Origin of the sequence: Allobacillus salarius (assembly GCF_007559425.1) — a bacterium.
Taxonomy (GTDB): domain Bacteria; phylum Bacillota; class Bacilli; order Bacillales; family Alkalibacillaceae; genus Allobacillus; species Allobacillus salarius.
On the sequence record NZ_VMHE01000021.1, the window covers coordinates 14,364 to 35,358 of the forward strand.

Genomic DNA, 20,995 nt, shown 5'->3' on the forward strand with positions numbered 1-20,995 from the left:
ACCCAAACAATCACCATACACATAAAAAACTGACTGGAAATTATATTCCAGTCAGTTTTTATTTAAGCTGCTTCATCAAAGGATGGAGCGACTTGGTCGACAACTAAGTTTTCTCTTCGGTTTTTGTATCCTTTCCAGAAGAAAGCTACCGTAATGATGGCAGTCATGATCATTCCGCCGGTATGCGCAGCTTGATAGGATAAACCAAAGCCGAGATTACTATCGTATAAAATGTAAGTCAATACCATGTCGGTAATAAATATACCTGGGATTAACGCGATAAAGAAATTCTTCTTTTTCACAAAAAGATACATCGTACCAATCCACAAAGCGAGTGCAGCTGTACCTTGGTTGGCGAATGAGAAATAGCGCCACAACAAATTGAAATCGATGGTCGTTAACCAATACGAAACGACGAACATTGGGACGGCAATCGCTAATCGTTTCACCATTTTAATCTGATTGATGCTTAAATAATCCGCAATAATATTACGTGCTGCACGGAATGCCGTATCTCCTGAAGTAATTGGAAGAACAACAGCACCGAGAACAGCGATTGTACCGCCGACTGCTCCGAGTAATGTCATCGATACTTCATTAACAACTAGAGATGCAGTTCCTTCATCAATTAATCCTTGTAGACCTTGTCCATCGAATAAACTCATGGCAGCAGCTGCCCAAATCATGGCGATGACACCTTCAGCAATCATCATGCCGTAAAAAATATAACGTCCTTGTTTCTCATTTTGGGTCGTGCGTGAAATTAACGGTGACTGTGTCGCATGGAATCCAGATAATGCTCCGCATGTGATTGTTAAGAAGAGTATCGGGAAAATCGGCAGATCATTCGGGTGCATATTGGCTACCGAAATTTCTGGAATGGAATAATCCGAGAATAATAGTGCGACACCAACACTAATGGTACCGATTAATAATACAGCACCGAGAAACGGGTAAACTCTCCCGATGATTTTATCAATCGGCAAGACAGTAGATACAATATAATAAATGAAGATTGCTAGAATAATAACAAATAACGCAACTCGCCCGTCAATTAAATTATGCAAAAGCGATGCAGGCGTCGTAACGAACACTGTCCCGACCAATAGAAGCAATAATAAAGCGAAAAAATTTACTAAATGACGTGAAATTTTACCGAGAAATCTTCCAGCGAGATCTGGGATATGCGCTCCCTTATTTCTGATAGAGATCATACCGGTTAAATAATCATGTACAGCCCCAGCAAAAATGGAACCCAAAACAATCCATAAAAAGGCAACAGGACCGTAAAGCGCTCCCATGATTGGTCCGAAAATTGGACCAGTACCGGCTATATTCAATAATTGAATTAACGCGTTCTTCTGTTTGTTCATCGGAACGTAATCGACACCGTCACTGTTTGAATAGGCAGGAGGTTGTCGGTCTCCCTCAACACCAAAAACTTTTTCAACATACTTTCCATACGTAAAATAAGCGATAATTAATAGTGCAATGGCAAGTAAAAATGTAATCAAAATAGTCACTCCTTGTATGTCTGGTTGATTGTAAGCGATTGCAAGTAACAACTAATATATCATATCCATAACTGACTAGACAATTAGCAATTTTACCTATACGTAAAATAGTTAGACCAAAAAGTTATTTCATTCATTATTTTTGATAAATACCGAAAGAATGACACCGATCAATGCAAGCAGGGCCATTACTAAAAATGCGTAGGTTGTACCCCAATAAGTGCTAACTCGATAAGGTGTATCCAACGTTGCCGTGGTGACACTGATAATGGTCGTTAGCGCTACAATCCCAAACGTCATGGCAAATTGGCGTACTGTGTTGACGATTGCTGATCCATGAGCGATATCTTTATCATTTAATGCATTCATTCCTAACGTTACTAAAGGCATGAGAGTCAACCCAAAACCAATCATGAAAAAGCAGAAGTAGATCATTATCAAAAGTGGCGATTGATCGATACCGATTGTATTTAAGAGAACGAGAGAGATAAACGTAAACGAAAAACCGATGATACTGATGATTTTTCCGCCATAGCGATCAAATAGATTCCCAGAAACAATCGTAATAATCGATAGAAGAATCGTACCCGGAACTAACACGAATCCTGATAAAAATGCACTGGCACCAAGAACATCTTGTGCAAACATCGGTAGTATTGTTTCAGTCGATAACAGTAGCATCATATTGATAAAAATAAGCATAAGCGATAGCCTGAAAGTTGAGTTTTTTACTAATCTAATGTTCAATACTGGCAATCGTAAATGGACTTGGCGACGGATAAACAAAGTAATCGTCAACAGGCCGATCAACATCGGAATAATAACGAGCGGGTCACTGAATCCCGTTACGCTAATTCGACTCATACCAAATATAAATACGGAAAAACCGATTGCTGAAAGAACAATCGAAGAAAAGTCCAATTTCTCTTCTTGGTGATCCAGCACGTTTTTCATTTTGAAGACAGCGAATACGAGCACAATTGCAACAATAGGCAGTAGCATCCAGTGCAGTGAACGCCACCCATAATAATCGATGACAATTCCAGATAGAGAAGGCGCTGAAGCAGGAGCGACGTTAACGACTGCACCTAATAGACCCATTGCGAAACCTCTCCGTTCATAGGGAAACACTTTAAATAAAATTGTTTGCACTAATGGAAGGATAATCCCAGCACCGACTGCTTGAACGACTCTGGAGATAATTAACATGCCAAAGTTAAGGGAATAAGCGCCAATAATCAGGCCAAGTGTTAAACAAGAGAGAGAAAAGACAACGAGGCTTTTTGCCGAAAATGTATTCGATAAGTAACCCGTTATTGGAATGAACACAATCGTCGTGAGCAGAAAGGCGGTCGTAAGCCACTGAACTTGTGTCGCATTCACATTAAATTCATCCATAATGGTTGGATAACCTGTGATGAGTAAAAACTGATTAAACGTAAATAAAAACGCTGTTGCCATGATCACAACAACGACTGCTTTATGTTCGATTCTTTTAGTCATTCATGTTTAAACTCCCTTCACTGGCTAATAGACAAGTTTTATGTATTAAAATTATTGTTTCATAGACTCTTCACTACGTCCAGATTATTTTAATGCGAATGAAAAAGGCTTTAAAAAAAGCAAGCAATTACGTTGACTGATATACCATATGGGGGTATAGTATAAGTATAAATGAAAAGGAAGTGATGTAAAATGACTGATTTTTTACATGACAAACCCGCTAAGCCTAGAACACAAGATGAAAAACAGGCGGTTATGAATCGCTTGAAACGAATAGAAGGCCAGGTACGTGGCATTCAAAAAATGGTGGAAGAGGATCGTTATTGCATGGACATTTTAGTTCAGATCAGTGCGATTCAATCTGCCTTGAAAAATGTTGGCTACTCGGTCACCGAGCGGCATATCAAGCACTGTGTCAGTGATGCAATCAAGCAAGGTGAAGGAGAAGACACCATTGATGAATTAATGAGTGTCATGCGACAATTTTCCAAGTAAGGAGGGAACAACATGAGTGAAGTGAAACACGAAACAATCGGTATAACCGGAATGACATGTGCGGCATGTTCCAATCGGGTTGAAAAAGTATTGAACAAAATGGATGGTGTCGAAGCTCAAGTGAACTTAACAACAGAGAAGGCCTCCATTGACTATGATCCAGATAAAGCGTCTCTTGATGAAATCACAGATAAAATTGAGCATATCGGTTACGGTGTACTCACCGAAAAAGTTGATTTAGATGTTTTTGGGATGACATGTGCTGCGTGTTCCAGTCGGATTGAAAAAGTATTGAATAAGCAAGAAGGTGTCTCCGAAGCATCAGTTAATTTAACGACAGAAAGTGCATCTGTTGAATATAACCCAAGTATGGTAGATGTCCAAAATTTAATTGATCGAATCCAGAAGCTCGGTTATGATGCGAAAACGAAAGTAGAAGCGGAAGAGAAACAATCTCATAAAGAAAAAGAACTGAAGAAACAAAAAACGAAATTAATTGTTTCAATCATTTTATCAGCACCGTTGTTAATGACGATGTTTGTTCATTTATTCAATATGTCTATTCCGGATATATTCATGAATCCGTGGTTCCAATTTGCGTTAGCGACACCGGTTCAATTTATTATCGGTTGGCAATTTTACGTTGGTGCGTATAAGAATCTCCGAAATGGTGGCGCAAACATGGATGTGCTTGTTGCTTTAGGGACAAGTGCTGCTTATTTCTATAGCTTGTATGAATCGTTTAAAACGCTAGGAAACCCAGGATATGAACCACATCTTTACTTTGAAACAAGTGCGATTTTAATTACGCTAATTTTATTCGGTAAGTACTTGGAAGCAAAAGCGAAAAACCAGACGACGAATGCCCTTTCTTCCTTACTGAATTTGCAGGCGAAAGAGGCGCGTGTCATCCGAAACGGAGAAGAAACGATGATCCCAGTAGAAGAAGTTGAAGTTGGCGACCGACTCATCGTTAAACCAGGTGAAAAGATTCCCGTCGACGGAAAAGTCGTGAAAGGCCGAACGTCTGTAGACGAATCCATGATTACAGGAGAATCAATTCCGATTGAAAAAGAAGTGGGTACGAATTTAATCGGTTCAACGATGAATAAAAATGGCTCAGTCGAAATGGAAGCAACAAACGTCGGAAAAGATACGGCATTGGCATCAATCGTCAAAGTAGTCGAAGAAGCACAAGGATCAAAAGCACCGATCCAGCGGTTGGCGGATGTCATTTCAGGGTATTTCGTTCCAATCGTCGTAGTCATATCAATCATTACGTTTATTGTATGGATTTCAATTGTCCAACCAGGTCAATTCGAACCAGCGTTAGTTGCGTCGATTGCAGTTCTAGTCATTGCTTGTCCATGTGCGTTAGGACTAGCGACACCAACTTCAATCATGGTTGGAACAGGTCGAGCTGCCGAGAGCGGAATTTTATTTAAAGGTGGCGGACACTTAGAAAGAACACACGAACTGGAAGCCATCGTATTAGATAAAACAGGAACGATTACTAAAGGTAAGCCAGAAGTGACAGACTTCACAGGTGATGAAGAGACATTACAATTGCTAGCTAGCGCTGAAAAAGGATCTGAACACCCGCTTGCCGAAGCAATTGTCGCTTATGCAACGGAGCAAGACAGCAAATTTGTAGATGTTGACGAATTCAACGCGATTCCAGGTCACGGAATTCAAGCAACCATTGCTGGCAAACAAGTATTAGTCGGTAACCGAAAATTGATGCAGGACCATAATGTGAACGTAACTGATTATGAAAATAATTTAGTTGAACTTGAAGCTGACGGAAAAACAGCGATGTTAATCGCCATCGATGGAGAATATCGTGGCACGATTGCGGTCGCAGATACGATAAAAGAAACTGCACCAGAAGCAATCCGCGAACTACAAGAGCAAGGACTTGAAGTCATTATGTTGACAGGTGACAACGAACGAACTGCTCAAGCGATTGCAAAACAAGTAGGAATCGATAAAGTTATTGCCGAAGTTTTACCAGAAGAAAAAGCAGAAAAAGTGAAAGAAATTCAATTGCAAGGGAAAAAAGTAGGCATGGTTGGCGACGGTGTGAACGACGCACCAGCATTAGTTGTCGCCGACATTGGAATTGCCATTGGAACAGGAACCGAAGTAGCGATTGAAGCGGCTGATGTTACGATTCTCGGTGGCGAATTACTGCTCATACCGAAAGCAATCAAAATCAGCCACGCATCGATCCGAAATATTCGTCAAAACCTGTTTTGGGCATTCGGTTATAACACTGCCGGTATTCCAATTGCAGCCGTTGGTTTACTGGCCCCATGGGTCGCTGGAGCTGCTATGGCCTTAAGCTCCGTCAGTGTTGTGACAAACTCACTTCGTTTAAAACGAGTGAAATTATAAAGATGAATGAGCTTGAAAGGGAGGTGCACAAAATGGAACAAACCATAAACGTTCAAGGCATGACATGCGGTCACTGCAAAATGTCTGTTGAAAATGCATTAACAGAACTAGATGGCGTTCAGAAAGCAGAAGTGAACCTTGATGCTGGGAATGTCGCTGTAACGTATGATGAGACAAAAATAGACGACGCAGCGATGAAAGAAGCCATCGAAGATCAAGGCTATGATGTTAAATAAAATATGCAAAGCTGGTTTTCCATATAGGGAAACCAGCTTTTTTGGTGGATAGACTTCTGGTGGAGGCTATCCCCCCGAGTGGCTGGGAAAGTTTGTAGGAAAGTCTTATAGGATAGCTCTATACCCTCGAGTGGTTGGGGAAATTTGTAGGGAAGTCCTATAGAGGAGGTCTATCCCCCCGAGTGGCCAGCAAAATTTGTAGGAAAGTCCTATAGAAGAGGTCTATACCCCCGAATGGTCGGAAAAATCTACTGAAACGTCTTATAGAAGAGGTCTATACCCCTGAATGACCATAAATTTTCACTGGGAAGTTCTATAACGCTTATTAAAAATGGGTATGTTAAAGATTAGTGTTGATTTTCAAATGACATAGTATCGAGTAGTTCAATTGTGGATCTCATCGGTGGCGAACCTAGCGGGCCAAGTGAAAGAATTACCGATAAAACCGCACACATCTTATGGATTAAAAGCGTTCCCATCGATAACCCATGTGAGGCCGCTGAAAAACTGAGCAAAGCCGCAGAAAAACCGAGCGAAGCCGCAGAAAAATCGATTGAAGCCATCGAAAAATCATGGAAGAATCATTATTGAATCATCAACAACGAACTTTAACAAAGTCTTATAATTAAATGCGCCCGCTATTCAAAGATAGCGCAAACAAAACCGGTCCTATCCATGAATAGGCCCCCGCTATTCACAGATAGCACTCCCAAAACCACGTCTATCTATGAATAGCCCAGATCTAATAGTAGTTAGAGCTCCCCAAACCAGTTCCACCCTCAAATAGAAAAATTCTCATACGTGTTCCTCAGCAAAATGACGTTCTACCACAAACAAAAAACACCCAAAACGAATATGAGTAGTACTTATTCAAAGGATTACTTGAATGATACATAAAAAGGTCTTATACTATAATCAAACGAACATTTGAATGAAATAAAACATACAATATTCAAGCAACTAGTCGAATAGAGGGAGGGGTTTTTAATGACTCAAAAAGATACATGTGAAGTTTTTTGTTACAACGAGGAAAAGGTTGAGCAAGTTCAACAAGATCTAGAAGAAGTTGATATTAAAGGTACAGCGATGTTGTTGAAAGCAATCGCTGATGAAAAACGAGCAAAAATCGTTTATGCACTTTGCCAAGAGGAAGAGCTATGCGTTTGTGACTTGGCTAATATTATTGGTGCAACTGTTGCGACGACATCGCATCATTTACGAACACTCTATAAGCAAGGTGTTGTTCGCTATCGTAAAGAACATAAACTAGCTTTTTATTCATTGGACGATGATCATATCAAACAAATCATGCTAGTAGCAATAGAGCATCAGAAAGAAGTGATGGTCAGTGGCTGAGCAATTAAAGGAACATGAAGATAAATCCACTTACCGCGTTCAAGGATTTTCGTGTGCGAACTGCGCAGGGAAATTTGAAAACAACGTCAAAAAATTACCGAATGTGGAAGATGCAAAAGTAAACTTCGGGGCTTCAAAGATCTACGTATATGGAGAAGCGACCATTGAAGAATTAGAAAAAGCGGGTTCATTTGAAAATCTAAAAGTTTCTCCAGATAAACCGCCTAAGCAGTCATCAACAGAAGAAGAAACAAAAGAGGAGAAAGTGCCGTTTTATAAGAAATATAGCACTGTTCTTTTCTCTGCATTGTTTATGGCTTTTGGGTTTTTATCGATGTTTGTCAACGGCAGCGATAACGTCGTTACGGCGTTACTCTTTATCGCTTCCATGTTAGTCGGTGGCGTCTCCTTGCTAAAAACCGGTTTGCAAAACTTAGTTCGCTTTGAATTTGATATGCGTACGCTAATGACAATTGCCGTTATTGGTGGTGTCATCATAGGTGAATGGGCAGAAGTGTCCGTCGTCGTTATTCTCTTTGCAATCAGTGAAGAACTGGAACGCTTCTCAATGGATCAGGCAAGAAAATCGATTCAATCATTAATGGACATTGCGCCGAATAAGGCAATTGTTAAACGGTTCGGTCAGGAAACGACTGTCCATGTCGATGAAATTGTTGTCGGAGATACGATGATTGTAAAACCAGGCCAAAAAATTGCCATGGATGGCGTCATTCTTAACGGTTCGTCATCGATTAACCAAGCTGCCATTACAGGTGAATCTGTTCCTGTAGAAAAAACAGAAGCTGACGAAGTTTTCGCAGGTACGTTGAATGAGGAAGGGCACTTGGAAGTTAAAGTCACTAAGCTTGTTGATGATACAACATTGGCAAAAATCATTCATCTTGTTGAAGAGGCACAAGCGGAACGGGCGCCATCTCAAGCGTTTGTCGATCGTTTTGCCAAATACTATACACCGATCATTATGGTCATCGCCGCATTGGTTGCCGTCTTGCCGCCGTTATTTTTCGGAGCAAGTTGGGACACATGGGTCTATCAAGGCTTGGCCGTACTCGTTGTCGGTTGTCCATGTGCGCTTGTCATCTCGACACCAATTTCCATTGTTTCTGCGATTGGAAATGCCGCGAAGCAAGGTGTTCTGATCAAAGGCGGCATCTATTTAGAAGAAATCGGTGGTTTGAAAGCCATGGCGTTTGATAAAACTGGAACATTGACGAAAGGTGTTCCAGTCGTCACGAACATTGAGCTGGTAGACCAAGAAGCGGATGAGAAAGAAGTACTCAAAAAAGTTTCAGCACTTGAAAATCGCTCACAACATCCATTAGCTTCTGCGATTTTGAAAACAGCGGATGAGAAGATGATTGACTATCAAACGGTTGAAATTAACGACTTTACGTCTATAACTGGAAAAGGAATTCAAGGTGACATCGACGGAAGTACGTACTATGTCGGCAGTCCAAACCTATTCAATGAGTTAACGATGAATAAATTAGATCCTACGGTAAAAGAAAAAGTTCAAGCACTTCAAAATGAAGGGAAAACCGTTTTGATTGCCGGAACAAAAGAAAACGTTGAACTAATCTTGGCTGTAGCCGATGAAGTTCGAGACGCGAGCCAAAGCGTCATCGAAAAACTTCACCGTGCAGGAGTTGAGAAAACCGTCATGTTAACAGGTGATAATGCCAATACAGCTCAAGCGATTGGTAAACAAGTTGGCGTTACGGATGTTCGCTCAGAACTATTACCTCAAGATAAGTTAGAAGTTATTCGAAGCTTAAGAGATAGCCATAAGCAAGTGGCTATGATTGGAGACGGTGTCAACGATGCTCCTGCATTAGCAGCATCAACAGTCGGAATCGCCATGGGTGGCGCAGGAACTGATACTGCACTTGAAACAGCGGATGTTGCGTTAATGGGAGACGATTTAGAAAAACTACCATTCCTCGTCCGACTAAGTCGCAAAACATTGAACACAATCAAAGGAAATATCACTTTTGCGATCGCCATCAAAGTCGCTGCATTGCTCCTCGTCATTCCGGGATGGTTAACTTTATGGATTGCTATTCTATCTGATATGGGTGCCACTGTACTCGTTGCATTGAACAGTATGCGCTTGATGCGCGTGAAAGAAAAAGAATAGAAGCTCTATACCCCTGAACGGTAAAGAAAAACAGTTGAAAGGTCGAATAGAAGCGCTCTATACGCCCGAACGGCAGAGAAAAGTTGCCAGACGGTCGAATAGAAGCACTCTATACACCCAAACGGCTAAGGAAAACTCACGAAAGGTCGAATAGAAGCGTTCTATTCCCCCGAGCGACTGAGAAAAACTGCCGAAAGGTCGAATAGAAGGCCTCTATTCCCCCGAACAGCTGAGAAAAATTGCTGAACGGTCGAATAGGAGTTCTCTATTTCACCGAACGGCAGAGAAAAACACCGGAAAGTTCTATATAGCACGGAGTCCGTCAAAAAAGACGGCTTTGTGCTTATTTTTCATCCTTAAAAATACCCCCTATAGGTTTGTGTTTTGTCATATGGGGAAATCGATTTATAAACAACTAGGAGGGGTAAAATGAATCCTTATGTAAAATTCGGTTTGATGATTGTAACTTCAACGTTTGTCATGTATTGGTTAATGTACTTAAACGTATTTCAAATCAATCATATATTTTTCAGTGAAATGCGTGTCTACATGGTGTTGATTATGGGCTCATGTATGACAATCATCATGATGCTATTTATGTGGAAGATGCACAAAAAAGAAAATATTGAACGTTGTCATTCTCGGTGTAGGTGTTCTTGTATTCGGTGTTTCCTTATGGCTCGTTCGTAGTCAGATGATTGTAGACGACACTGATTATATGGAAGCGATGATTCCACACCATTCGATTGCCATCTTAACGAGTGAGCGCGCAGAACTTGAAGATCCACGTGTGAAAAAGCTAGCAGCTGAAATTTCTCAGACACAAAAAGAAGAAATTGCTTTGATGGAGTCGTTGATCGAAGACATTGAAAAGCACGGTAAAAAAGGAGAGGGCGAACAAGGCGAATCTTCGGATAAAGATGAAGAAGATGAAGAGGAAACGAATGAAAATTCCTAAAAATAAACTGAATCGTAACGTTTGTTATTTTACCTATGGGGGTATATAATGAAACCAAATAATAAATAGAGTTTGGGTTTTAAAAAAGGGGGAAACGGGATTGGGTATTATTGAATGGATCATTATTGCGATTGTAATCGCATTTTTGATTAACCGATTTATGCCAGTAAAAGGGATTACAAACATCAATGTAAACGAAGCAAAGAAAAAAATGAAAGATAAAAAGGTTCAATTCATCGATGTTAGAACACCAGGAGAATACAAAGCAAATCATGCAAAGCCGTTTAAAAATTATCCGCTTTTCAGTTTGAAAAATGATTTATCTTCATTAGACCGAGAAAAAGAAGTTGTCGTCATCTGTCAAAGCGGTATGAGAAGTACAAAAGCGGCAAAGCTATTGAAGAAAAATGGTTTTTCTCATGTCTATAATGTTCAAGGCGGAATGAGCAGATGGTAAATCAATAAAAGGAGCGGATGAAAATGTTTCATTATACAGTAGAAACAACAAAGTCAGTTGAAGAAGCAGCAAAAACATTAGAAGAGAGCTTGAAAGAAAAGCAGTTCGGTGTGTTATGGCATTTTGATGTAAAAGGAACACTAGAGAGTAAAGGCCTCGATTATGAATATCCATTTTTAGTGTTGGAAGTTTGTAATCCAAAGGCAGCACAACAAGTATTGACGACTAATCAAATGGTTGGCTATATGCTTCCTTGTAAAATGGTCGTTTATCAAGATGATCAAGATGAAAAAACAAAAATCGGAATGCCAAAGCCGACAGAATTAATGAAAATGGTTGGCGATGATGCCATTCATGAAACAGCAAAAGATATTGAAAACCAACTAATTGAAGCAATTGAACAAAGTAAATAAAATGAATGATAAGAAAATCACGCTCTATTCCACAACGACATGCCCGGTATGTGCTATGGTCAGAGATTTGCTGACCGGGTTATCCGTTGAATACGAAGAAATTTATGTTGATTTGCGTCCGATTACTCGGATGAAACTAGTGAAACAAACGCGTCGATTGTCTGTCCCCCAACTGAATGTCGGTGGCGAATGGGTTTCTGGATTCGATCCGATTCGGACGTTGGAATTATTGGGCGTGCGATCAACGAATGATTCAATATCTGAATAATAACCGGTGATTCTTAAAAAAGGATTGCCGGTTTTTTAATGGTCTGGGCATAGCTTCCTAAATTTGTTATATTTAAATCACCGTTAATCATGGGGGGGAACGATTGAACGCATTAAAAAAAGTTAATTATATATTGGTTATTCTTGTGATCGTTCTTTTATTTTTTGTACTTGAATTTTTTGCGATCAATATCGGATTTTATTAAATACATTTATTTTAATGATGTTACGTTTCGCTACGACGATGATCCTTCCAAGGATTGTATTGGTTGATACGTCTTGTGAAAGCAATTGAGAAACAAAATGCTGATTCCAAAGAAGGGTGAGTATAATGAAAAAACGAAATCGTCCAATTGAAAGTCCAGACCTACCTAAACAACTCGAAACAACAAATATGAGCACTCTTGAAGATGCTTCAGAGATCGAAATGTTGCGAGTTGAATCTGTTGCTCCAGGACTGGAAGCAGAGCATGTTCGATTTCGGGAAGTGTATATAAAAGGTGTTCATTTTGATTATGCAAAACTTCCTCATTCATCCTGGGTTGACGTGACCTTTGAAAACTGTGACCTGTCGAATGTGAAGTTGACAAATGTGCAGATGAATCGGGTTGAATTTAGAAATTGTAAATTGGTCGGTACAGATTTTGACCGCGCTGACTTACGTGATGTCCGAATGATTGATTGCCAAGCTCCTTATACGTTATTTAATTTAGCAAACATGCAAGATGTATCATTCAATGACTGCTTGCTGAAAAGTGCCAACTTCATAGAATCGGAGTTTTTCAATGTACAATTCGGCTCATCTACAATCGATGACGTACAATTTACCGGAACTTCGTTGAAAGATGTTGACCTTAGTAACTGTGAATTAAGACAGATACATATTCAAAAAGAAGATATCCAAGGAGCAATCGTTTCAGCAGAGCAAGCGATCTCATTGATTGAGTTATTTGGTGTGACGGTGAAGGATTAACTATTGAAAGTATGCTAAACGTTCAAATCGTCTCTCTAAGTGTTCAAAGTTGATCTCTGATCGTTCAAAAAAATCAGCTAACTGTTCAATGCTGCTCACTATCCGTTCAAAACATACTGCTAACCGTTCAAAACATCGCCTTGACTGTTCAAACAATGTCGTTGACTGTTCAAAACTTCAATCAGACCGTTCAAATAAGCGTTCTAACACTTAAAATCAAGGAATAGAACGAATCTGGATTTAACTAACGTTAATAAAAAATATTGTTTTAATGTTCGGTTTTTAACTATTTTTCTAATGCATATCAAAGTTATTGTAAGCGTTTCACTCATTTTTTATAAAAAAATCTCACAAACTACTTGCCAGCTTTCAGAATAATGTTATACTAAAATCAAACAATTTCATAAGCGTTTTTCATATAATCGTGGGGATATGGCCTGCAAGTTTCTACCGGTTTACCGTAAATAAACCGACTATGAAAAGCACGTACGGTAGCATCTTTTTATTAAGATGCGAGTTACTTTTCGACTTTTTAAGCTCGAAGTACATGCTTTTACATAGGCGTGTAGTTCGAGCTTTTTTAATGTTCGAAAACGTACTGTGTGTTCCAATTTCATTTTTTAGAGATTGGATTATATGAAAAACGTCCAACAACCAATTAAGGGAGGACGTTCATGAATGGAAAGTGTTCAAAGTGAAGTGAAAGTTACTAAAATGGAACCTAAAAAGAAGGAAAAAGAGCCGTCTCCCAACAATGAGAAAACATCAGTCAGTAAATCAATTTTTGTTGGCTTCCAACATGTGTTGGCGATGGATTTATTTATTCCGCCGATCATATTAGCTGGACTGCTTTCATTGACGGTAGGGGATACAGCGCTATTGATTCAAATGACGTTTATCGCGTGTGGGTTGGCAACATTAATTCAAGCGGGATTTGCGATGAAGCTTCCTGTGATGCAAGGACCATCGTTTGTTCCGTTAACTGCACTCGCAGCAATCGGTACGACATCAGGATTAGGAGCGATGATCGGCAGTTTGATTCCAGGAGCAATTCTCATTGCATTAATCGGACGACTGAAGCTATTCAGTAAAGTCGTGAAAAAATTCATTCCACCTATTGTTGCTGGAACGGTCATTGTCGTTGTGGGAATTTCCTTGATGCCGAGTGCCATTAGTTCCGTGTATAACGCTCCAGGAAACGCCAATGTAAATATCATGATTGCTTTTATTTCTGCATCGATTTTGATCGGCTGCATGTATCTCGGTGAAAAAGCGACTAAACGCTTCCGTTTTGTGAAGCTCGCATCTGTCATTATGGCGCTTGGCATCGGTACAATTATCGCGTCCTTTTATGGACTCGTTGATTTTTCATCCGTAAAAGATAGTTCATGGTTTGCCCTTCCAAGTATTTTCGCTTTTGGAATGCCAACATTCGAATTAGATGCTGTTTTAATTATGATAGCCATCTATATGATTATCGTTATTGAAACAACCGGAACATGGTTTACAGTCGGTGAAGTGACGGATCAAAAACTTGATGATAAGCGGTTGAACGGAGGCGCAGTTGGTGAAGGGTTAGGTTGTTTGACCGGATCATTTTTCGGTGGGACACCTGTGACTGGATATTCCTCTAACGCAGGAATCATCGCCGTTACAGGCATTAAAAGTCGCCGTCCAATCCTTGCAGGAGGAGCGATTTTAGTTGTTCTTGGTATGATGCCTAAACTCACGAGTGTCATCGCCAGCATTCCAGGTGTTGTCATCAGTGGTGTGTTTGCTGTTCTATGTGTCGTCATCATGATGAACGGTTTGAAAGTCATTAAAAACGAACCATTCACGGAAAGAAATATGATTGTCATTGGTGTACCTATTATGTTGGCTTTATTTGCGGCCCTAATTCCACAAGAAGTAATGAGCGGTTTGCCAAATCTGGCTACCTATTTTGTTGCTTCTGGAACAGCCGTCGGTGCTATTGGCGCATTAGTATTGAATGTATTACTACCAGAAAAGCTGGAAGATAAAAAGACAGTTACTGCAAAAGGAGAGATAGAATATGCAACAAGATAGATTATGGAATGATTGGCATCCCGTTTGTAAAGCTGACGAACTAGGTGACGACCCGAAACAGGTACACGTATTAGGTGAACGCGTCGTCATTTTCCGAAATGAAAAAGGTGTTCATGCATTCAAAGATTTATGTATTCACCGTGGCGCAGCGTTATCGTTAGGGAAAGTCGTCGATGGAAAACTTGTCTGTGCTTATCATGCGTGGGAATACGACGAACAAGGAGCTTGTACAAAAATCCCTGCACTACCTTGCGAACGACCAATCCCGAAGAAAGCTCGTGCCGTTGTCTATCATTGTGAAGAATACATGGGATTAATTTGGGTTTGCCTTGGTGATGAACCAGAAGAACTCATCAACTATCCGGAAGGTGAAGCGGAAGGTTACCGAACAATTATTTGCGGACCGTATGAAGTAAAGGCCAATGCACCACGGATTATCGAAAACTTTATCGACGTTGCCCATCTCATGTTTGTTCACGAAGGCATGTTAGGCGATGCAAATCATGCAGAAGTCGTTGATTACAGTGTAGATTTCGTGGATGGACACTTAACAACGAGTAAAATACCAGTCTATCAACCAAATGCGGATGGTCGCTCAAAAGGTGGATACACCGACTATGTCTATCAAGTATTACGTCCGACAGTCGCTCGGTTTACGAAAACGACGGAAGGATCCGACGAAGAGTTCACGATTTTAACGGCAGTCAATCAAGAAGATAATGAAAAAAGTCGTGTATTCATGTTATTGACGCGAAACTATGAGCTCGATCAACCAGATGAGCCATACCGCGAATTTCAAGATACAATTTTCTATCAAGATTTGGATATCGTCGAAAGCCAAAAACCAGAATTGCTTCCATTAGATTTGCAGGCGGAGATGCATTTAAAATCAGACGCACTGACCATTGCTTACCGTCGTTGGTTGTCTGAATTGGGGATTGAGACAGGGACACTTCCATTGGATGAAGAGAAATTAGAACGGATGAAAAAGAAGTCTGCGGTTAAATAATAGAGAAAATCGAAGGGGTTTATATAAAAAAGACAGGTGATGAGCCTGTCTTTTTTATATAGCGAAAGAAATATACGAAGACTCCTTCGGGAAAGCCAAGCCGATGAGAGCCCACAGAGTCTACTCGAGAGAGCCCGGTGAAAGCGTATTATATTTCTGTAGCAAGCCTTTGAATAATGAAAAGCCATTTCTGAATTAGCGGTTGTAGTCACAAAAAGATGGTTACTCATAAGCTTAAGATTTAGCTAGGAAAAGCCGTCAGTTGGCGGGTCGGCTTAAATATAGCGAAGGGAAGCGGTTATGAATACAGATGGGAAATTGCCGGCGATTCACGTTGAGCAAGATGCTAGTTTGATATGGCTGGGATGATTAGTGGGGAGAAGTTATAACTAGTTCGATTATTATTTTGTTATTATGAATTGTGTAATTTTGAATCATAACTGTTAAGACCTTTTATAATAGAAAAAGTAGCATTAATGAAAAATCAGCACAAAGAATGAATTTCATATACATTCTTGTGCTGATATTCAAGCTTTCTTAATTGGCAGTAGGAGCTTGTGATTTAGAGAGTGTTTTGATAGTTTGGTCAATCCGTTCAATTTCTGCTTGTGGATCATTCCACCAGTTTCTGCTCCAAATTCTTTCTATTGTCCAACCTTTCGATTCCAAGTATCTTTGTCGATAAATATCTCGCTCTCTTGCAGATGGAGCACTGTGATACATTTCACCATCACATTCAATTCCTAATACGTATTTACTTGAGTCATTGGGATCAACTACTGCCAGGTCGATTCGATAACCAGACATACCAATTTGTGTATTAACTTGATAACCTATGTTTCTTAGTTGATTATAAACTTGCTCTTCAAATGGTGAATCAAAATGTAGAGTAGTTTGCTGAGTCTTTGTATTTGTTTCTGTATTAATTTCTGAAATGACATATTCAATTTTTTCTTTATTCAGGTTGGAGACTTCATAAGCATATTTTAAATAATGCTTCAATAATTTTGGTCCTAAGTTTTTGGTATTGGTTACATCTAACTCATTTGGATTTATACTTGAAACGATGTGTATAGCTTCCTTGGCTCGAGTGACAGCAACATTCAGCCGATTTTCGCCGCCTTGTTGTCCTAGCGTTCCAAAGCGATTATACACTCGACCCTCAGCATTTTTTGCATAAGCAATTGAAAAAATGATAATATCTCGCTCATCACCTTGAACGTTTTCAATGTTTTTCACGAAAATTCGCTCATCCAAATCCCGACTCATCACTTCTTCGTAAATGACACCAAATTCAGGGTCTTCTTCTGTGTACTTATCAATTACATCTTCAATCACTTCCTGTTGTTTCGCATTGAATGTGATGATTCCGATTGTTTTATTGTGGTCCTGAATTAATAGTTGTTTTAAAAGCTTTACAACATCCTCAGCTTCCACTGTATTTCTTTGATTAATCCAACGTCCGTCCGATGAATGCCACTGTATCGCAGGAGGATTCTGTAAGTGGTTCACATTTGGCGCGATTTGCATTGAACCGTTGTAAAATGCGTGATTAGAGAAGTTAATTAGCTCTTCTGATTTAGAACGATAATGCCACTCCAGCATTTGGTTTGGCAGAATTCGTTTCGCTAAGTTTAATAGACTCTCTGATTCTTCAAATTCATCCAACTCATCTTCATCCAGTTCATCATCAATATCAACAGTGCTCTTAAATAAGTTAGTTGGAGGAAGTTGTTGTTCATCTCCTGCTACAACGACTTTCTGGCCTCTATATATTGCCGGGATTCCATTTTCAACGGTACATTGGGAAGCTTCATCAAAAATAACCAGATCAAAGAGGTTTTCTTCCAACGGAAAAATAGCTGATGAGACTTCAGGTGATACAAGCCAAACAGGCATGATATCGAGTAGTCCATCTAAAGAAAACTCATTGACAAATTTTCTGACTTTCCATAGTTTTCTTTTCTTGTTTGTTTGGTGACTCATACCTTTAAATGCCTTAACGTTCTGCCTTCTAACTTTCTCAATTTTTTGATTCAATTCATTTTGCAACAGTTTAATCGTAATATTTTTCTTTTCTTTTAAAAGAGTTTCTAGTTTATTTTGAAGTTGCTGAAAGGAGCCATTGCCAATTTTAACTAACTCAGGGTGTTTAGCTTCGATTTCGTCAATCCAATGAATGTAAATCGATTGCTTCGTAATATCTACCCAAGCCTTTTGTAATGAATGTGCTTTGGGAACCTTTTCAATCAATGCATTAATAATAAACTGAACGTGTTTTTCTCTGGATTGGTAAAATTGATCCATTTCTCGCAGTTTATCAAAGTATTCCTTGATATAATCTAATCTCTTTTGAAAATCTATTAAAGGTATATCTCCTTTAGAGATTCTTTTTTCAAATCTTTTAATTGATTCATCTTGAAAATACTTACTCAAATTCTGCATTTCTTCAAGTAATTCACTGCTTCCCTGAGATAGTTCATATAAAAAAGATATATTTTCTCTTAATTTTGGCCATTCTTTTGAGTTTAAACCTCTAAATTTATCTCCATCTAACAAATCTTCAATAATTGTCTTTCCAGTGAAGCTTGTCCATAACCAAAGTCTTAGCTTTTGAAGCGTTCTTTGTTCATTTGTGTTTAAATCATCATAGATTTTTTCAACTTTCTTATCAATGCTCAGGCTATACGCTGGAGTTATTTCTTCGTCTTCAAAGTGATCCAAATAATTGGTAATTTCTCTAGAGTGATCGATCGATTTTTGGAGAATTTCAATTAAGGCCATTCGATCAGCCAAAGTTGTCTCGTGAAAAGGCTTTCTGTCACTGACAGGATTATTATTGCCATCGAATGTTTCAAAATAATTGGCATAAGTTGCTACATCAGCTAAGATGTCGTCAATATTGCTCTTATTGATGGACTTTAGAATACTTTTCACATCGATGATTGTTTCTTGATCTTTATATGGTTTGCTAAATCCGTAAAGATCGTACGCTCGATAGCCGTGTTCCTGAGGTGTGAAAATTGCCTTAGTCACCTGATTCATTTCATCTTCTGTTCGAATAATTTGATCAGATAGACTTTCATGTTCATAATAAATGTCTTCTAACTGATTACTTTGATTCAAGTTGCTGTTGATCTTGCTGTATAAGCTTTTTCGATCATTTTTTTCATCATGTAAAAGGGCCACATGGTTGGATAATTGTAATGCATCCAATCTTTCATAGACTACATCCAAGGCAGCTCGCTTTTGTGTGACAAGCATTACCCTTTCGCCTTTGGCCATTGCATTAGCAATCATATTAACTATGACCTGTGATTTTCCCGTGCCGGGGGGTCCATGAACGACCAATCCATCTTGTTCTTCCAAGATATCGATAATTTTCTCTTGGGATGCGTCGGTATCCAATACCAAAAACTTTGATTTTTCATGATTTACCTGTTCTATAAAAGGTTTATCGCTGGGTAGTTGGTCTGAGTTGAAATCTGTAGTCATCGCCTGTAAATTTAAAAAATCACTGACTTTTCCAAGGTCCTGATCTTCCTCAACCAAATCAATAAATTCATTGTAATCTTTTAATATTGCTGAATCTCCTTGAGGGAAATGACCTATGACTGCTTGGTTATTAAGACGGAAACTATTTCGATTGAATACTGGAATCTCATCTCGTTTATAATCTTCAATTTGCTCCAAATATTCTGTACGATTATCCGATATATTGAAATGATACCCCTGTAAAAATTCTAGTATTCCCTCAGGGTTATCTTCTTGAGCTAGTTCTTCCACTTGATCAAAAAAATCATCTGGAAAATAAATTTCATTAATTTTTTGAAAAGCCAAGAAGAACGTTCTATTTACCTGTGGTTGTTGATCGTTAACAGGTAAGGCATCCCATTGAATATCTGCCTTTTTCACCCGCTTTAATTCAACAGGGTATAGAAAGAGTGGAGCTCTTATATAGGTTCCATCAGCCAAACATCCTTCGATGAAAGGGTAGCCCAAGTACAATTCATATAATCCAGTTTCTTCTTCAATTGATTTAATATTACGATACAGACTAGTTAGTTTTTTGGATTGTTGCATCGATACATCATCACTTGAACGAGCTGTGACGATTGTCTGACCTTGGTTAGAACGTAATTTTTCTAAAATTTCTAGTGGGTCTTGAGCATTTTTATGTAATTCGGATAAGTCAAACGTCCACTTATTATATTTTTTTAACAGACGGATCGAACGGTTGCTTTTACTGATATTATTTAATTTGTCACGTAATGAGACTAACTTTTTCTTCACATAAACCACCCTTAAGAAGAACATTAATTACCAAATATTATACATGAAATAGAACTACAAAAAAATACAATTGCTGAGCAAGTTAGACACTTGCAGCAAAACTAAAGTAAAGTTCAATTTATTATTAATTCGCGAAAAGCGAACCTGGCTATTGTGTGAAATTTTGTTATATTTATATATAAGTAGCTAGATTAATTAAGAAAGTGAAAATCATCCGTGCTTTATACGTTTTAATTTATTATTTAAGTGCTTACCATAACAGTATCCTTTCCATTGATTTTCATACAAATACCATGGAGTTATTGATTAAGATATTTTAAGCAATCACTCCTTGTGTATTTCTATGAAATACTGGATTATTCAATCACTAGTGACCCAATTCGTTCATCATAAAGAAGCTATGACCGTACAGAAATTTCTTACGATTAAAGTGGGCATAAGAGTATGTTCGTTTGGTACTTATTTTTTCTTATTCTAAATTGGAAAAGTGCTGTTAATGGGAGAAGGGGTGAAAAACAATTTGCTCAAAAATTAGATGTTTTAATATGTTAAGCAGGTAAAGTTTATTAGTTAGTGAAAGGAAGATTTAAATGGATAAACCTGTCAACTTAATGTCTTTAATTAATGCTTATAATGATTTGTCCGAAAGTACATTCGATGATTATTTAAATAATAAAGGTATTTCAATAAACGAACAAGAAATTCAAGATATGAATAAAATGATTGAATCAATGTTACATACAGTAGAACAAGGCTACCAAAGGCAATTGTTTGACAACTTTTATATTGGTTTTACAATAAATCAAATCAGTAAAGAATTTGGGTACCGTCAATAAGTTTGTGTAAAAAAGTAGGGTGATCCGGTGGAGGGTTATTTCCCCTCCTCGCTTTCGGTCTGA

Annotated in this window: 17 protein-coding genes and 1 riboswitch; of the genes, 14 read left to right on the forward strand and 3 right to left on the reverse strand. The window is 38.7% G+C overall.

Annotated elements, in window-relative coordinates; genetic code table 11:
- Nucleotides 1–62: 62 nt before the first annotated feature.
- Nucleotides 63–1,514, reverse strand: coding sequence for a carbon starvation CstA family protein (locus FPQ13_RS10370; protein ID WP_144089260.1), 1,452 nt, complete (start codon nt 1,512–1,514; stop codon nt 63–65).
- 129 nt (nt 1,515–1,643) lie between these two features.
- Nucleotides 1,644–3,017, reverse strand: coding sequence for a DHA2 family efflux MFS transporter permease subunit (locus tag FPQ13_RS10375; RefSeq protein ID WP_144089261.1), 1,374 nt, complete (start codon nt 3,015–3,017; stop codon nt 1,644–1,646).
- Between the two features lie 192 nt (nt 3,018–3,209).
- On the opposite strand from FPQ13_RS10375, the gene FPQ13_RS10380 reads away from it, so the two are divergent.
- The 13 genes from FPQ13_RS10380 (at nt 3,210) to FPQ13_RS10440 (ending at nt 15,803) form a co-directional block, all read left to right on the forward strand.
- Complete coding sequence (locus tag FPQ13_RS10380) at nt 3,210–3,512, forward strand: metal-sensing transcriptional repressor (RefSeq protein ID WP_144089262.1); 303 nt, start codon at nt 3,210–3,212, stop codon at nt 3,510–3,512.
- A 12-nt stretch (nt 3,513–3,524) separates the two neighbouring features.
- Nucleotides 3,525–5,909 carry a heavy metal translocating P-type ATPase gene (locus tag FPQ13_RS10385; protein ID WP_144089263.1) on the forward strand — a complete coding sequence of 795 codons (2,385 nt, stop codon included), beginning with the start codon at nt 3,525–3,527 and terminating at the stop codon, nt 5,907–5,909.
- A 32-nt stretch (nt 5,910–5,941) separates the two neighbouring features.
- Entirely contained in the window at nt 5,942–6,145 is a 204-nt protein-coding gene (gene copZ, locus FPQ13_RS10390) for a copper chaperone CopZ (protein WP_144089264.1), read from the forward strand.
- Nucleotides 6,146–6,535: 390 nt separating this feature from the next.
- Complete coding sequence (locus FPQ13_RS10395; protein ID WP_144089265.1) at nt 6,536–6,736, forward strand: hypothetical protein; 201 nt, start codon at nt 6,536–6,538, stop codon at nt 6,734–6,736.
- A 396-nt stretch (nt 6,737–7,132) separates the two neighbouring features.
- Entirely contained in the window at nt 7,133–7,501 is a 369-nt protein-coding gene (locus FPQ13_RS10400) for an ArsR/SmtB family transcription factor (protein WP_144089266.1), read from the forward strand.
- Nucleotides 7,494–9,659 carry a heavy metal translocating P-type ATPase gene (locus FPQ13_RS10405; protein ID WP_144089267.1) on the forward strand — a complete coding sequence of 722 codons (2,166 nt, stop codon included), beginning with the start codon at nt 7,494–7,496 and terminating at the stop codon, nt 9,657–9,659. The genes FPQ13_RS10400 and FPQ13_RS10405 overlap by 8 nt, the downstream gene beginning before the upstream one ends.
- A gap of 625 nt (nt 9,660–10,284) precedes the next feature.
- Nucleotides 10,285–10,617: a DUF305 domain-containing protein gene (locus FPQ13_RS13760; RefSeq protein ID WP_246065481.1), complete on the forward strand. Its 333-nt coding sequence runs from the start codon at nt 10,285–10,287 to the stop codon at nt 10,615–10,617.
- Nucleotides 10,618–10,717: 100 nt separating this feature from the next.
- On the forward strand, nt 10,718–11,074 hold the full coding sequence (locus FPQ13_RS10415) for a rhodanese-like domain-containing protein (RefSeq protein WP_144089268.1): 357 nt from the start codon (nt 10,718–10,720) through the stop codon (nt 11,072–11,074).
- 23 nt (nt 11,075–11,097) lie between these two features.
- Nucleotides 11,098–11,487 carry a DUF302 domain-containing protein gene (locus tag FPQ13_RS10420; RefSeq protein ID WP_144089269.1) on the forward strand — a complete coding sequence of 130 codons (390 nt, stop codon included), beginning with the start codon at nt 11,098–11,100 and terminating at the stop codon, nt 11,485–11,487.
- A gap of 1 nt (nt 11,488) precedes the next feature.
- Entirely contained in the window at nt 11,489–11,755 is a 267-nt protein-coding gene (locus tag FPQ13_RS10425; RefSeq protein WP_144089270.1) for a glutaredoxin family protein, read from the forward strand.
- Between the two features lie 330 nt (nt 11,756–12,085).
- A complete protein-coding gene (locus FPQ13_RS10430; protein ID WP_144089271.1) occupies nt 12,086–12,727 on the forward strand; it encodes a pentapeptide repeat-containing protein in 642 nt (213 codons plus the stop codon).
- 394 nt (nt 12,728–13,121) lie between these two features.
- A riboswitch (purine riboswitch) is annotated at nt 13,122–13,223 on the forward strand.
- A gap of 218 nt (nt 13,224–13,441) precedes the next feature.
- On the forward strand, nt 13,442–14,794 hold the full coding sequence (locus FPQ13_RS10435) for a uracil-xanthine permease family protein (protein ID WP_144089275.1): 1,353 nt from the start codon (nt 13,442–13,444) through the stop codon (nt 14,792–14,794).
- Nucleotides 14,781–15,803, forward strand: coding sequence for an aromatic ring-hydroxylating dioxygenase subunit alpha (locus FPQ13_RS10440; RefSeq protein ID WP_144089272.1), 1,023 nt, complete (start codon nt 14,781–14,783; stop codon nt 15,801–15,803). Before FPQ13_RS10435 ends, FPQ13_RS10440 begins: the two co-directional genes overlap by 14 nt.
- Before the next feature lie 537 nt (nt 15,804–16,340).
- Here the strand turns inward: FPQ13_RS10440 and FPQ13_RS10445 are convergent.
- The gene (locus FPQ13_RS10445) at nt 16,341–20,096 is read right to left on the reverse strand and encodes an AAA domain-containing protein (RefSeq protein ID WP_186279654.1); all 3,756 of its coding nucleotides are present in this window, start codon (nt 20,094–20,096) and stop codon (nt 16,341–16,343) included.
- A gap of 590 nt (nt 20,097–20,686) precedes the next feature.
- On the opposite strand from FPQ13_RS10445, the gene FPQ13_RS10450 reads away from it, so the two are divergent.
- Nucleotides 20,687–20,932, forward strand: a complete 246-nt coding sequence (locus FPQ13_RS10450) for a hypothetical protein (RefSeq protein WP_144089274.1) — start codon at nt 20,687–20,689, stop codon at nt 20,930–20,932.
- Nucleotides 20,933–20,995 lie beyond the last annotated feature (63 nt).

Coding starts and splice junctions, on each gene's coding strand:
- FPQ13_RS10375 (WP_144089261.1), bottom strand. CDS start 3,017: ATGACTAAAAGAATCGAACATAAAGCAGTCGTTGTTGTGATCATGGCA.
- FPQ13_RS10380 (WP_144089262.1), top strand. CDS start 3,210: ATGACTGATTTTTTACATGACAAACCCGCTAAGCCTAGAACACAAGAT.
- FPQ13_RS10385 (WP_144089263.1), top strand. CDS start 3,525: ATGAGTGAAGTGAAACACGAAACAATCGGTATAACCGGAATGACATGT.
- copZ (WP_144089264.1), top strand. CDS start 5,942: ATGGAACAAACCATAAACGTTCAAGGCATGACATGCGGTCACTGCAAA.
- FPQ13_RS10400 (WP_144089266.1), top strand. CDS start 7,133: ATGACTCAAAAAGATACATGTGAAGTTTTTTGTTACAACGAGGAAAAG.
- FPQ13_RS10420 (WP_144089269.1), top strand. CDS start 11,098: ATGTTTCATTATACAGTAGAAACAACAAAGTCAGTTGAAGAAGCAGCA.
- FPQ13_RS10425 (WP_144089270.1), top strand. CDS start 11,489: ATGAATGATAAGAAAATCACGCTCTATTCCACAACGACATGCCCGGTA.
- FPQ13_RS10430 (WP_144089271.1), top strand. CDS start 12,086: ATGAAAAAACGAAATCGTCCAATTGAAAGTCCAGACCTACCTAAACAA.
- FPQ13_RS10435 (WP_144089275.1), top strand. CDS start 13,442: ATGGAACCTAAAAAGAAGGAAAAAGAGCCGTCTCCCAACAATGAGAAA.
- FPQ13_RS10440 (WP_144089272.1), top strand. CDS start 14,781: ATGCAACAAGATAGATTATGGAATGATTGGCATCCCGTTTGTAAAGCT.
- FPQ13_RS10450 (WP_144089274.1), top strand. CDS start 20,687: ATGGATAAACCTGTCAACTTAATGTCTTTAATTAATGCTTATAATGAT.